Annotated in this window: 11 protein-coding genes; 3 read left to right on the top strand and 8 right to left on the bottom strand. The window is 50.9% G+C overall.

The features are described 5' to 3' along the window. Window positions 1-76 precede the first annotated feature (76 nt). The 8 genes from ltrA to A9165_RS11135 all read right to left on the bottom strand — a co-directional run bounded on the left by ltrA (window position 77) and on the right by A9165_RS11135 (window position 11,006). Window positions 77-1,465 (bottom strand): group II intron reverse transcriptase/maturase, encoded by a 1,389-nt coding sequence (ltrA, locus tag A9165_RS11175; RefSeq protein ID WP_065955925.1) that lies wholly within the window; start codon window positions 1,463-1,465, stop codon window positions 77-79. Between the two features lie 528 nt (window positions 1,466-1,993). After that, window positions 1,994-3,538, bottom strand: a complete 1,545-nt coding sequence (ahpF, locus tag A9165_RS11170; protein WP_065955924.1) for an alkyl hydroperoxide reductase subunit F — start codon at window positions 3,536-3,538, stop codon at window positions 1,994-1,996. A gap of 178 nt (window positions 3,539-3,716) precedes the next feature. After that, a complete protein-coding gene (gene ahpC, locus A9165_RS11165) occupies window positions 3,717-4,283 on the bottom strand; it encodes an alkyl hydroperoxide reductase subunit C (RefSeq protein WP_008606394.1) in 567 nt (188 codons plus the stop codon). A 300-nt stretch (window positions 4,284-4,583) separates the two neighbouring features. Continuing rightward, window positions 4,584-5,345 carry an ABC transporter substrate-binding protein gene (locus tag A9165_RS11160; protein ID WP_255365705.1) on the bottom strand — a complete coding sequence of 254 codons (762 nt, stop codon included), beginning with the start codon at window positions 5,343-5,345 and terminating at the stop codon, window positions 4,584-4,586. 292 nt (window positions 5,346-5,637) lie between these two features. Continuing rightward, entirely contained in the window at window positions 5,638-6,504 is an 867-nt protein-coding gene (locus A9165_RS11150; protein WP_065955922.1) for a hypothetical protein, read from the bottom strand. A gap of 204 nt (window positions 6,505-6,708) precedes the next feature. Next, window positions 6,709-7,458: a phosphoadenylyl-sulfate reductase gene (locus A9165_RS11145; protein WP_083216268.1), complete on the bottom strand. Its 750-nt coding sequence runs from the start codon at window positions 7,456-7,458 to the stop codon at window positions 6,709-6,711. A gap of 15 nt (window positions 7,459-7,473) precedes the next feature. Continuing rightward, window positions 7,474-9,192 carry an assimilatory sulfite reductase (NADPH) hemoprotein subunit gene (cysI, locus tag A9165_RS11140; protein WP_065955921.1) on the bottom strand — a complete coding sequence of 573 codons (1,719 nt, stop codon included), beginning with the start codon at window positions 9,190-9,192 and terminating at the stop codon, window positions 7,474-7,476. Continuing rightward, a complete protein-coding gene (locus A9165_RS11135; RefSeq protein ID WP_065955920.1) occupies window positions 9,192-11,006 on the bottom strand; it encodes an assimilatory sulfite reductase (NADPH) flavoprotein subunit in 1,815 nt (604 codons plus the stop codon). Before A9165_RS11135 ends, cysI begins: the two co-directional genes overlap by 1 nt. 297 nt (window positions 11,007-11,303) lie before the next feature. Here A9165_RS11135 and A9165_RS11130 point away from each other — a divergent pair, with 297 nt between their 5' ends. The 3 genes from A9165_RS11130 to A9165_RS11120 all read left to right on the top strand — a co-directional run bounded on the left by A9165_RS11130 (window position 11,304) and on the right by A9165_RS11120 (window position 13,750). Further along, entirely contained in the window at window positions 11,304-12,086 is a 783-nt protein-coding gene (locus A9165_RS11130) for a DUF2884 family protein (protein ID WP_065955919.1), read from the top strand. Window positions 12,087-12,225: 139 nt separating this feature from the next. Beyond that, window positions 12,226-12,573: a RidA family protein gene (locus tag A9165_RS11125; RefSeq protein WP_065955918.1), complete on the top strand. Its 348-nt coding sequence runs from the start codon at window positions 12,226-12,228 to the stop codon at window positions 12,571-12,573. A gap of 115 nt (window positions 12,574-12,688) precedes the next feature. Further along, complete coding sequence (locus A9165_RS11120) at window positions 12,689-13,750, top strand: M20/M25/M40 family metallo-hydrolase (protein ID WP_065955917.1); 1,062 nt, start codon at window positions 12,689-12,691, stop codon at window positions 13,748-13,750. The last annotated feature ends 94 nt before the right edge of the window (window positions 13,751-13,844 follow it).

Here is a 13,844-nt window from a genome sequence, read left to right as displayed (position 1 = left end):
ATCGAGTAGGAGGCGGGATCACTCCCGCCGTCCTCTCACACCACCGTACGTGCGGTTCCGCATACGGCGGTTCATGTTAACACTGGAACTGCCGGTGGCAATCCAGCAGTGATGCTAGTCCAGCTTTCTGGAACAGACTTTTCTTGTATGCCTGATTCATGTGGCTGGCTCCCGAGTTCCACCACGCTCCACGTTGATTACAAGCTGACACCCACGCCCTGACTTCATCCAGACCCGCTTTCTTTAGCTTTGTGGCTCGGGTGTAAGGTCGCTTCCATTGTCGCCATAACAAGCAACGTAGTTTGCGCCGTATCCAACCATCCAGCTCCTCAAGCACGCCTTTGACTTCAGTCAGGCGGAAGTAGCTTATCCATCCTCGCAGCACCGGTGTTAATTCACTGATAACCTTTGCCACTGACTTTGAGCCGTTTCCCGTAGTCAGACTTCTGATTTTATCTTTCAGCCTGTTTACGCTGCTTGGCGCAATTTTCAGTCGCACGACCTGGTGCTTGGTGAAGCTGTATCCCAGGAACTTACGCTCCCAGGGCCTAGCGACCGCGCTCTTCTGCTCATTCACCTGCAGCTTCAATGTTTTCTCTAAGAATTCACTGATGCTGCAAAGTACCTGCTCGCCTGCCTTTTGACTACTGACATAGATATTGCAGTCATCCGCATAGCGGCAGAAGCTGTGTCCGCGCCGTTCAAGTTCCTTGTCCAGTTCGTCCAGCAAGATATTTGATAGCAGTGGGGACAGTGGTCCGCCTTGTGGCATACCCTTATCGCGTTTTAACACACCCTGCTCATCTACCATCTCTGCTTCCAAATATCGGCGGATGAGTTTGAGTAACCGGCCATCTTTGATGATTCGGGCTAATCTCGACATCAGGATGTCGTGATCTACCCGGTCAAAGAACTTCTCTAAATCCATATCCACAACCCAGCGCTTGCCGCTATGAATGTACTGTTGTGCTTGACGCACAGCCTGCCATGCATTGCGGTGAGGTCTGAAGCCATAGCTGGATGTTGAGAAGCCCGGCTCTGCATAAGGCGTGAGCGCTTGTGCTATCGCCTGCTGGATAAGCCTGTCGACCACCGTCGGTATGCCCAGCGTTCTTGTCCCGCCATTTGGCTTGGGAATGTCCACTTTGCGTATCCGCCGTGGCAGGTAGCTACCCGCTATCAGCGTTTCTCTGACGCTTGCCCAGTGTTCTCTCAACCATGGCTTTAATTCCGATACACTCAGGTTATCAACCCCTGCTGCACCCTTGTTTTCCACCACTCGCTGATACGCCAGCATCAGGTTATCTCGGGTTATCACCGCTTCCATCGTCAACGGTACTTCCGCTTTCGTTCGCTCATTGGCCGCCGTGTTAATTTCAGCACCATAATGCAGCGTCGGCGAGTTCTGCTCGCATCTGCTATTCATGGCCGCAATTTCCTGCGCTTGTGCATCATCAATCAACATCGAGGTCCAATGTCCTAATCGCGGTTAAACATGTTCAGCCCTTCATGCTGTCGGTTTTCAGCACTACTACGGCCTCGGCTGACTTCTGATGGCCCATCCCAACACCTTCCGATGTCAGTAGCACTTTGGCAGACCATCAGACCTCCCGGGGTAATTCGCGCGACCTTCCTGCTTATGCCTGTCGGCTTTACGTTGCAGCATTCCGTGCAAGTATTGGGCTTTAGTGATAATGGCCACCTCACCCTGCTGCCACGCCTAAACCGCTTCCTGTTCGTCAGGCCAGCATTTTGCCTTCGGCTTCCTTCAGATTTCACCTCGCGGTGAACCCCCTTGCCGTTCGGCTAACACTTCCCCTTGCCGGGTGTGTAGAGGACTTTCACCTCCAAGTCACCTGCTAACCACCACAGTCAGCAGATAGCGCCGGTCAAGGCGCTGCGCGCCATGCCCGGCGCACCATAAAAAAGGCGGCAACCAAAGGTGCCGCCAAACAGGGATGAGAGAGTATCCCAGGCTATGTAAAACAGTTGCTTAGTGACGGATCAGGTAATCGAACGCGCCCAAAGACGCATTAGCACCGGCACCCATCGCAATAATAATTTGCTTATAGGGCGCTGTGGTGGCATCACCGGCGGCAAAGACGCCAGGGATCGAGGTTTGACCACGCTCATCCACGATAATCTCACCACGCGGCGATAATTCCACTGCACCACGTAACCACTCAGTATTAGGTACCAGACCGATCTGCACAAAAATACCTGCCAGCTCAATCCGTTTGGCTTCTCCGGTTTTCCGATCGGTATAGTTAATACCGTTCACCCGGGTGCCGTCACCTGTCACTTCGGTGGTCTGGGCTTCGGTGATAATGGTGATATTGCCCATGGAGTTGGCTTTTTTCACCAGAACCGCATCGGCCCGCAGCTCGGCGGCGAACTCCAGCACTGTCACGTGCTCAACGATACCTGCCAGGTCAATGGCCGCTTCAATACCGGAGTTACCACCACCGATCACGGCGACTTTCTTGCCTTTAAACAGCGGGCCGTCACAGTGCGGACAGTAAGCGACACCTTTACCACGGTATTCCTGTTCACCCGGAACATTCATTTCGCGCCAGCGGGCGCCAGGGCTTAAAATCAGGGTTTTACTTTTCAGTACCGCACCATTGGCCAGCTCCAGTTCAACCTTATCGGTCTTGCGCAGCTTCACCGCCCGCTGATTATTCATAATGTCCACATCGTATTCACGCACATGGGCTTCTAAACCGGCTACCAGTTTTGGACCTTCGGTGTACTGCACCGAAATAAAGTTCTCGATGCCGACGGTATCTGCCACCTGGCCACCAAAGCGCTCGGCGACGATACCGGTATTTAAGCCTTTACGGGCGGCATAGATTGACGCCGCTGCGCCAGCAGGGCCACCTCCGACCACTAACACATCGAATTCCGCTTTGTTTTTCAGTGCTTCGGCCTGACGTTTTTCGGCGTTAACGTCAATTTTCTGGATAATTTTCTCCAGCGTAATGGCCCCCTGAGAGAACAGCTCACCATTCAGGTATACCGAGGGCACCGCCATAATATTTTTGGCTGCAAATTCGTCCTGGAACATGGCGCCGTCAATCATCACGTTAGTGATGTTCGGGTTAATCGCCGACATAATATTCAGCGCCTGTACCACTTCCGGACAGGTCTGGCAGCTTAATGACACATAGGTCTCAAACTGGAAACTGCCGCTAATATTTTTAATTTGCTCGATCAGATCGGCTTCGATCTTGATCGGGTGACCACCAGAATGCAGTAAGGCCAGTACTAACGACGTAAATTCATGGCCAAGTGGAACACCGGCAAAGGTAATTTGCGTATTTTTGGCCACAGAGCGCACCAACATAGCGGGTTTACGCTGGGCCTGACTATCGTCACGACGATAGGTGACTAAATTCGATAATTCGGCAATCTCAGTTGCCAGTTCATTTACCTCGGCTGCTTTGGCGCTATCATCTAAAGATACCACCAGCTCAACCTCGGTTTTCAGGTTTTGCAGATAGGTTTGTAATTGTTGCTTCAGGTTAGTATCTAACATAGAGAATAAGTCCTTAAAAACTGAAAGTCGCGGCGCAGCAAGGCAAGGGAGGATCGGGCCGGTGTTTCCACCGGCCAGACACCAAAGTTTCCTTTGGCAGCGTGAAGCTGGATTACAGCTTCACAGAGGGGCTGTAATCAGCTTACAACACTGCAGTTGCCTGCAAGTTGCATTAAACTTAGATCTTACCAACCAGATCCAGAGAAGGCGCTAACGTCTTCTCACCTGGAGTCCACTTAGCTGGGCACACTTCACCGTCGTGGTTAGCAACGTACTGAGCAGCTTGTACTTTACGGAACAGCTCAGCAGCTGAACGACCAATACCCAGGTCATGGATTTCACATACCTTGATCACACCCTCTGGGTTGATGACGAAGGTACCACGCAGTGCCAGACCTTCCTCTTCGATCATCACGCCGAAGTTGCGGGTGATAGCGCCGGTTGGGTCAGCCAGCATTGGGTAGTTGATTTTCTTGATCGTTTCTGACGCATCATGCCAGGCTTTGTGCGTGAAGTGGGTGTCAGTTGATACTGAGTACACTTCAACACCGATTTCCTGGAACTTAGCATAGAAGTCAGCCAGGTCGCCTAATTCTGTTGGGCAAACGAAAGTGAAGTCAGCCGGGTAGAAGCAAACAACAGTCCACTTACCTAATAAATCCTGGTCAGTTACTGGTACAAATTTACCCTGATGGTAAGCAGTGGCTTTAAACGGCTTGATTTTGGTATTGATTAATGAAGACATGTGTTGCTCCTTACAGTTAATAAAACAGTTAATGTTTCAACGCTGGCCAGTGTAGCCAAGCCTCACTAGCATTTAAAACGAATAAAACAAATCATACTAATCGTTTTAATTGATAACACTCAGCTTTGATTGATACGTCGTAGCGCCAAAACAGACCACCGGCGCGTCGCAAAGTTCGCCTTAGTCAGCCAGCACAGAGGTTTGGGCTAAGGCTGGCAATTTCAATGTCCTGACAGTGCAGAAAATCTTAACTTAGCGCCAGAACATGACAAAGCCGTGACGCCAATGCCATGCGGCGTTTTACGGATGAGCGGGGATCACGGCGGGCTTGGGTTGTAAAAAGTGTTGCATCAGTTGCTGATACTCAGCGCTGGCCTTTAACTGGTCCAGCGCTTGTTGTAACCGCTGCACCTGCTCCAACGGCAGTTGTGGGTGTAATGCCAGATAATTATGCCCGACGGCCGATAAATCGATTACCGCTTCCACTGCGCTGGGTTGCTGCTGATGCTGGCCCAGCCATACCGGCAGAATCAGTTCCGAGGCAATCAGCAAGTCAACCTTACCATGCAAAAACGGCAATACGGCATCGGATTTACTATTAAACCGCAATAAATTGACATCGACTTCAAAGCCCATACTTTGCAGGTACAGCTCATAAACATCGCCACGGGCAACAGCAACGATATACTGCTTTGCCTGCTCCAGGGTACGGGGTGGTGCATCAGGGCGGGATTTTAGCCAGTACATATTGGCACTGGCATGGGCCAGCGGCCCAACCCATTGAAAAGCGTCTTCCCGCAATGGATTACGTGAGGTGGAGTACAAACCGGCTTTGGGATCATTTTGCGCTGCTTCGTAAGCACGTAGCCAGGGTAATAAGCGGAACTCACACTGGATCTTGGCAATCTGACAACTACGCCGCACCAGTTCAGTGTTAAGGCCAGTAATTTGCTGATTCTGCTCAAAACTATAAGGAGGAAAATGCTCGGTGTACATGATCAGGCTTTCCGCCCTCAGTACCAGACTCGCGCTTAGCAGCAAAGCCCCCAACAACCATTTCATAGCGATTACGTGTATGACTGTAGATAAGGCTTACTATGGCTGATCTTCTGCAGAAACGATAGCCTCAGTGGATAATTTCTGTACTGGCTCAACGTTAATCGTTTCGAAATACTGCGTTAGCCAATCAGCGCCATACTGTCGGAGCTCTGGCCACGGATGATTTAGCGCTTCATGCCACAATTGACTTAAATGCTTATGTTGTAAATGCAGCCTTGCCTCTCCGGTAAAGGCATCAGCAGACAAAAACTATGCGAGACTGAAAAGTGATTTCAGCCTCGCAATTCGCAACCTACTAACGAATCGAGCATCGCATAGTTATAGTGCATCTGCCTGTAACATCACAACTCATACTTTGAGTGCATGTTTTCTGTTGCGTTTGATTACTAAACCAATCTCTTAACCATCTATCCAGTTCTGTATTAAACTTAGGACCATAATTGTGTTCCAATTGAACACTTGAGAAACTATCTGAAACAGAAACATAACCATCTAGCGCCGCACAAACATCTCCGGTGATAACGCAGACGTTATGACCACCACTGGTACTAACTGTCATCATAAATTTCATAGAGGCTTGTTGTTGCGCAACAACCTGCTGTCTCAACTCAGCTTCATTGTTACTTATTCGCACGGCTCTGTCATATAGGTTCAAGGCCGAGTCTGCGATGGGGATATTTTCTTCAATTGGCCTCCGTGTCCCTCTACGACCACTTAACTCTTCAACTTGGAAACTGTCGTTAGAGTTAAACTTTGACTGGGGCTCTGACAGAATCTCCATACATTGGGACCCGTCACAACAAACTTCATATAGAGGATCACAATATCTTATAGTGTAGAATCTATTGTTCAGGTAAGCATCACGGAATGCCCATAGCACGGTGTTAACGGTGGACTCAATATTCGAACCACAGCCGCCCAGACAATTTACTTTGAAATCTAGGTCAGCCTGCACAGGTACGCCACTACTATTGTATATACGATGCACCGTCAACTCTTGCTGTACACCATTTTGATCGCGGAAATAAACGTTTATAGGATGATATCTATAACTGCCACACAAACCTTGATTGAAGTTTAAGTAGTTAAGGCACTGATTAGCCATCACAGGAGCAGCAAATAGGGCGGTCAATAAAATCAGAATTCCGAACACGCGCTTCATACTGCACCTCCTTGGCTAGGGCTAATATGAGTATCTACTGCGTCTCGATTTTCTATTTTCATAACATTCTCCATCTGTTATTCCGACTATAGAAAGCCATCAAAAATGTAGACAAAAAAATTCACATTTGCAACAAAAGTAGCGACAGTTAACTTGGTGACCGAATGTTGGGAGTTTAGCAGATACCGGCGATGCTTTATCTAATCAAATACCATCACCGTCGATATGCAAACCGCATTCGCGGCCAAAGCCATTAAAGCGGGTATCCTCCTCACTCATGCCCGGTTCAAATTTCGCAGTAGAATGGGTATCACCAACCGACAGATAGCCCTGCTCCCACAACGGATGGTAAGGCAGGTTATGCTGTTTTAAGTAGTAAAAGACGTCCTTATTGCTCCAGTCGATAATAGGCTGCACCTTAACCACCCCGCGGCTGATTTCCACTATGGCTTTATCGGCACGGGTGCTGCTCTGGCTGCGGCGCAAGCCGGTAAACCAGGTGCCCACTTTTAGCTCGCGAAGCGCTCGCTGCATGGGCTCGACTTTATTAAGCTGATTATATTGCTTGATACCCTCAGCGCTTAACCAGAGCTGGCCATAGCGGGCTTCCTGCCACTGTGGACTGAGCGCAGCGCGATAAACCTGCAAGTTCAGTCCCAGTCGCTCAGTCAGCTGATCAATAAACTGATAGGTTTCCGGAAATAAATAGCCGGTGTCGGTCAGCACTACCGGAATATCCGGTTTTTGCACGCTGACCAGATGCAGCATCACCGCGGCCTGAATGCCAAAACTGGAGCTGAGCATCGGTTGCTGCGGTAAATGACGCAGCGCCCAGGCCACCCGCTCAGCCGCCGACAGAGGCGCCAGCAGCGAATTAAGCTCCGCCAGCCAGGCTTGCTGCACTGCAGTGCTCTGCTGCAGGATCTGCCGGTAATCATTCAGTACTTGCCCCATGCTGCTTACTCCGGCTCAGGCGTGAAAATCGGTTTTTGACACTTTGACTTCTGCGACCACACCGCTGCGGATCACAAAGTCACCAAAGTCTTCGCCGGCCTGCCGTTCGGTGGCCCAACGCCCGATAAGCTGGTCAAGCTGAGCTAAAATCTCTGCTTCTGCAACGTTATCTAAAAACAGTTTCGGGATCCGGGTACCGACTTTGTTACCCCCCAGATAGACATTGTATTTACCCGGCGCCCGGCCAACCAAGCCGACCTCGGCCAGCATCGCACGGCCACAGCCATTCGGACAACCGGTGACCCGCAGCACGATATGATCGTCGGCAACGCCGTTTTTGCTAAGCAAGCCTTCAACTTTCGTCACCAGTTCAGGCAGGTAACGCTCCGCTTCCGCCATCGCCAGCGGGCAGGTCGGGAACGACACACAGGCCATCGAGTTTTTACGCTGCTCACTGTGGTTGTCATCCAGCAAACCGTATTGACGTGCCAGTTGTTCGATTTGCGCTTTTTGCTCGAGCGGCACGCCGGCAATAATCAGGTTCTGGTTTGCCGTCATCCGCAAATCGCCCTGATGGATCTTCGCGATTTCCGCTAAGCCGGTTTTTAATGGCTTGCCCGGGAAATCCAGCACCCGGCCATTTTCGATAAACAGCGTCAGGTGATGTTTACCATCAATGCCCTCGACCCAGCCAAAGCGATCGCCGCGGCTGGTAAAGGCATAAGGGCGCACCGGTTCAAAAGCCACGCCAACGCGCTTTTCTACTTCGCTACGGAAATTGTCGACGCCGATACGATCGATGGTGTATTTGGTTTTGGCGTTTTTACGATTCACCCGATCACCATAATCGCGCTGTACGGTGACCACATGCTCGGCCACTTTCAGTACATGCTCCAGGCTGATAAAGCCCAGCTCTTCCGCCCGGCGCGGATAAGTCGAGGTATCGCCAAAGGTCATCGCCAGGCCGCCACCCACCAGCACATTAAAGCCGATCAGTTTGCCGTGCTCGGCAATAGCAACAAAGTTCAGATCGTTGGCATGCACATCAACATCATTGTGTGGCGGGATCACTACTGTGGTCTTAAACTTACGTGGCAGGTAAGTATCACCCAGCACCGGCTCGGTCTCGGTGGTTTCAACTTTTTCCCCATCCAGCCAGATCTCAGCATAGGCGCGGGTTTTCGGCAGCAAATGTTCGCTGATCTTTATCGCCCACTGATACGCCTGTTGATGCAATTCGCTCTCGACCGGGTTAGAGGTACACAGCACGTTACGGTTAACATCACCGGCAGTGGCAATCGAATCGATGCCAATGCTGTTTAAGAGCTGATGTATCGGTTTAATATTCGGCTTTAACACGCCATGGAACTGGAAAGTCTGGCGGGTGGTCAGGCGGATACTGCCATATAAGGTGTGCTCGGCCGCGAACTTATCGATGGCCAGCCATTGCGTTGGTGTAATAATGCCGCCGGGCATCCGCGCCCGCAGCATCACATTGTGCAGCGGTTCCAGCTTTTGCGCCGCGCGCTCGGCGCGGATATCACGATCATCCTGCTGGTACATGCCGTGAAAACGAATCAACATAAAGTTATCGCCGGTAAAGCCACCGGTAATCTCATTCTGCAAGTCGCTGGTGATAGTGCCACGTAAATGGTCGCTTTCTGCCTTTAAGCGCTCGTTGTCCGACAACTTGCCCGGCGCGACAAATTCCGGATTAACAGGATACTGACTCATTAATACACATCCTTCTGATAGCGTTTGGCTATCCGTAACTGATCTAAATACTGTTGCGCGGCCTTTTCATCTTTACCACCTTGCTGCTGCACGATGGTTAGCAACGCCTGATGCACGTCTTTCGCCATCCGGGCGCCATCACCACAGATATACAGGTGTGCACCCTGCTCTAACCATTGCCAGACCTCAGCGCCATGTTTCAGCAGCTTATGCTGCACATAGACTTTTTCCGCCGTATCGCGGCTAAAGGCAACGTCGAGCCGGGTTAGCAAGCCTTGCTTTAAGTAATTCTGCAGCTCCACCTGATACAGGAAGTCCTGCGTAAAGTGTGGGTTGCCAAAGAATAGCCAGTTTTTACCGCTGGCGGCACGGGCATCCCGCTCTTGTAAAAAGGCGCGGAACGGCGCAATGCCAGTGCCCGGGCCAATCATAATTACCGGGGTGTCATCATTTTCCGGCAAGCGGAAGTTGTTATTGGTTTCAACAAACACCTTAATGCTGCCGCCTTCCGCTAACCGCTCAGCTAAAAAGCCGGACGCGCCACCCAGATGCGGTTTGCCATAGGCTTGATAACGCACTACACCCACCGTTAAATGTACTTCGTCTTCGACCTCGGCCTGCGAGGACGCAATAGAATATAAGCGTGGCTGCTGCTTACGTAGCGCATCGACCAGTTGCTGCGCGCTAATCAGCGCCGGATGCTCACGCACGATATCAATAATCTGCCGCTCGCTCAGGTAACTGCGTAGCGCGGTTTTATCGGCCACTAAAGCTTGTAACACTTCGCTGCCGCTGGCTTTAGCATATTTATCGACGAAAGCGGGATAGGACTGGGTCAGCTCCAGCTGTTCAGTCAAGGCATCACTTATGGTCAGTCGCTCTGTCCCCAGTAATACCGGGGTATTAGCGGCAATGCCGGTAAGCAGTAACAATTCTTTTACCAGCTGTGGGTCGTTACTGAAATAGACCCCCAGCGCATCACCTGGCTGATAACGCAGCCCGGAGCCCGCCAGCGAAATCTCAATATGCCGCACATCTTTGCTTGAATCACGGCCAGTGATCTTCTGATTGGTATACAGCTCAGCGCTAAACGGCTGTTGTTTACTGTAACTGCTCTGTGCCGCCGCCGTTTGGCTGACACCCGGCCAGCTAATAACATCAGCCGTTGACGCCGGCGCCTGCGCAAATTCCGGCTCTAAGGTAGTGATTAGCTGCTGCTGCCAGTTAGCGGCGGCGGTGCCGTAGTCGACATCCAGATCGGCCCGGGCAATAATAGCTTTGCCGCCTAATTCGGCGAGGCGCTGATCAAAATCCTGTGCTGTTTTGCAGAAAAATTCATAGCTGGTATCGCCTAAGCCCAATACCGCATAACGCAGCTCTGGCAGCTGTGGCGCTTTTTTACTAAACAGGAAGTTATAAAAGCTGATGGCATTTTCCGGCGGCTCTCCCTCACCATAGGTCGAGGTGACAATCACTAAAAAGCGCTCATTTTTTAGATTAGCCGCTTTATATTCGGCCAGGTCCTGCACCTTAACCGTAAAGCCTTTACCACTGGCGGCCTTGCCCAGGTCTTCCGCAACATGCTTGGCATTGCCTGTTTGTGAACCATATAGCACTGTTAGGGTAGCGGCAGGTGCGGCTACCGCGGAGGGAGCCACTGCCACACTCTGACCGGCCAATTGGGCACTGGCCGCCAGATAGCCACTAACCCAGGCCTGCTGGATCGGATTAAGCTGGCTTACCAGCCCCTGTAATTGTTTTACCTGCTGTTCAGACAGCGGGCTGGCCTGAGCGACCAGTGACGATAACAGCATAACAAACCCTGCTTAAGTTAATTATTGGCATTTTAGCCATCCAGATGCTAGCGGGTAAAGGAATGGATCTCTCTTGGTTATTCCAGAAAGTAATTAAAAACTCAGACGGCCTGAATAAGTTCTTTCTAAAGACAGCGACGACTACTTAGCTAAACTCACTACTTTTTAGCCAATCCAACAATAAACTTTCTTAACCTGTCACTCGCAAGATTATTTTATCATTTAAAATCATAACGTTAAATTTTGGCATCCCCTTTGCTCTGCTTATTGGGTCAATACAGCAAGAAGGATCTAAAAATGAAAGCGTTACTCTTTACAGCCACTGTTGCCATCGCTCATCCCGTTGTCGCTGAGCAAAGTTGTCAATTTCAACTTGAGCACGATTTGCTAATTTCGCCAACGCAGGTGGTATTACAACAGCAGCAACAACCACTGTGGACCATCGACCAGCAAGGTCGGCTGTGGTTAGCCGGCAAAGAGCAAAGCACCGATGCCGAAAGTCGCGCTTTACTGCAACAATATCAGGCTGGTGTGCGCGAGCAGGCAATCAACACCGTCGAACTGGTGCAGGCAGGCTTACAACTGGCAGGTACCGCCGTTGAACAGGTACTCACCGAACTGACCGGTCAATCGCTGGCACAGCACCCTCAGATGCGTGATGTGCTTGCTAAAATCCAAAAAAGCACCGACGAGATTATTGTGCGCCGCGGCGAACAGTTAGAGGTACGTGGTAGTGCCTTATCGACACTCGATCAGGCCTTTGGCCCGGAATTTGATGCCGCGATAGAAAGTCTGGTCGAAGAAAGCATGGGCAATATTATGCTGCAAATTGGCAAAGCCATGGTCAGCGGCCAGGGCACGTTCGAGCAGCGAATGGAAGCCTTTGGCCAGCGCATGGAAAAGTTTGGCGAACAGTTAGAGCAAAATATGCAGGCCAAAGCCAGTGTGCTGGAGCAGCGTGGTGAAGCCATGTGCCAGCAAGTGCAGCAACTGGATCAACTGGAAAGCCAAATCCAGCAACGGCTGCCGGCTATGGCTGCCTACGACTTATTTAATAATGTAAAAACCGCTAAAAACTAGGGCCTGTTCAATTTCCTAACCACGGCTTGGCGTACTGCTTCGCATGACAGTACGCCCTTTTTTATGTCCGCAACTGGCAGTTTTCAATAAAGCGCGTTAGCCTATCATTACTCTTTTCCCGGCTAAGGTAGCAATAAAGATGAGCATCCAACATATTGATCCTACAGTCCGTTATTCAGAAGCCGTTATTACCAATGGCCTGATCTTTTGCGCTGGCATGGTGCCGGATACCACGGCAACCGATATTAAAAGCCAAACCGAAAATGTGCTGTCTCAGATTGACGCCCTGCTGGAGCGTTGCTTTAGTCATAAACGCAAGCTGGTCGACGTCACGATTTTTCTGGCTGATATGGCCGATTATGCCGCGATGAACCAGGTATGGGATGCCTGGTTGGTTGAAGGCGCAGCACCGGCACGCACTACCGTAGCAGCTAAACTGGCCGATCCGCATTGGAAGGTCGAAATCAAAGTGGTCGCAGCGCAGTAAGAACTAGTCGAAAAAACACTACTTTGCCGGACATTATCAGTATGATAACTACATAAACGTAGTTGGCAGCGCGAATTGCTGCCTTGCAGAAACTTATCGATAACTGGACGTTCAGATGTTATTACTGAAAAAATTACGTTGGCCCCTGGCTATCGTAGTCATAGCGCTCTTGGCTTACTATGGTCTGAAACCTTACTGGTTAACGCAGCTAACCCAGCAGGAAAGCGCCAGAATTACTGCGCTAAAACAACAGGCCGTGCCGACAGCACCACAGCAACGTCTTGATGCGGAGCGGATGATGGCCGACCTTAGCTGGCTGGCCGCGGCAGAGCGGCAAGGGCGCGCCCCGGGTACGCCGGGCGGCATCGCTGCCAGATTATGGATTGCCGAACAATTTGCCGCTATCGGTTTAACCCCCGCCGGCAGCGAGGGTTACCTGCACCCCTATAGCGTAACGGAACATTTTTCATTTAATCGCTGGCTTCGACGCAAAAATGCCGTTATTCCTGGAGTGGAAGATGCAGCCAATGTGCTCGGGTTATTGCCGGGTACTGAGCCGGGTTTAAAGCCACTGATTATTACCGCTCATTATGATCACCTCGGCATGCACGGCGATACCATCTTCTATGGCGCCGACGATAATGCCTCCGGCGTCGCCGCCATGTTAGAACTGGCACGTTACCTTACCAAGCATCCGCTGCGCCATCCGGTACTGTTTGCCGCACTGGACAGTGAGGAAAAAGGCTTGCAGGGTGCGGTAGCACTATTTCGTACCGGCCTGCTCAGTGCCGAGCAGCTAAGGTTTAATATCAATATTGATATGTTAAGCCGCGATACCGAACAGCAGCTGTTTGCCGTTGGCAGTTATCATCATCCCTGGTTACTGCCATTACTGGAACAGTTGCAACAACAGAGCGCTGTTAAGTTAATCGCCGCCCACGATCGCCCCTGGTACAAAGCCGGCCACAGTCAGGACTGGACGCTCAGTTCTGATCATGGCGTCTTTCATCAGCAGGGCGTCTCCTTTATCTACTTTGGCGTGGCCGATCATGCCGATTACCACACGCCAAGAGACACGGCAGATAAAGTCGATGTCGCGTTTTATCATCAGGTGGTAGAAACCGTGCTGAGCTTTTTACAACAGCTTGACCTGGCTCTGGCGAAGACTAAGCTCTAGAACGAGTCCGGCGCAGGTTGTTACACCTTTTTACAATTCGTTGTAAATTAACAGTTAGCAAGCTGTCATTTTGGCGCTACACTGCTGTGGTGAG

The organism is Alishewanella sp. HH-ZS, from assembly GCF_001704375.1.
GTDB classification, from domain to species: domain Bacteria; phylum Pseudomonadota; class Gammaproteobacteria; order Enterobacterales; family Alteromonadaceae; genus Alishewanella; species Alishewanella aestuarii.
The sequence above is the reverse complement of the archived record's forward strand: the minus strand, read 5'-3'. Positions and strand labels throughout refer to the sequence as shown.

Bases quoted from the DNA above. Each gene is read 5' to 3' on its own strand.
- cysI (WP_065955921.1), bottom strand. From the start codon at position 9,192: ATGAGTCAGTATCCTGTTAATCCGGAATTTGTCGCGCCGGGCAAGTTG.
- A9165_RS11135 (WP_065955920.1), bottom strand. From the start codon at position 11,006: ATGCTGTTATCGTCACTGGTCGCTCAGGCCAGCCCGCTGTCTGAACAG.
- ahpC (WP_008606394.1), bottom strand. From the start codon at position 4,283: ATGTCTTCATTAATCAATACCAAAATCAAGCCGTTTAAAGCCACTGCT.
- A9165_RS11145 (WP_083216268.1), bottom strand. From the start codon at position 7,458: ATGGGGCAAGTACTGAATGATTACCGGCAGATCCTGCAGCAGAGCACT.
- A9165_RS11130 (WP_065955919.1), top strand. From the start codon at position 11,304: ATGAAAGCGTTACTCTTTACAGCCACTGTTGCCATCGCTCATCCCGTT.
- ahpF (WP_065955924.1), bottom strand. From the start codon at position 3,538: ATGTTAGATACTAACCTGAAGCAACAATTACAAACCTATCTGCAAAAC.
- A9165_RS11150 (WP_065955922.1), bottom strand. From the start codon at position 6,504: ATGAAGCGCGTGTTCGGAATTCTGATTTTATTGACCGCCCTATTTGCT.
- A9165_RS11160 (WP_255365705.1), bottom strand. From the start codon at position 5,345: ATGAAATGGTTGTTGGGGGCTTTGCTGCTAAGCGCGAGTCTGGTACTG.
- ltrA (WP_065955925.1), bottom strand. From the start codon at position 1,465: ATGTTGATTGATGATGCACAAGCGCAGGAAATTGCGGCCATGAATAGC.
- A9165_RS11125 (WP_065955918.1), top strand. From the start codon at position 12,226: ATGAGCATCCAACATATTGATCCTACAGTCCGTTATTCAGAAGCCGTT.
- A9165_RS11120 (WP_065955917.1), top strand. From the start codon at position 12,689: ATGTTATTACTGAAAAAATTACGTTGGCCCCTGGCTATCGTAGTCATA.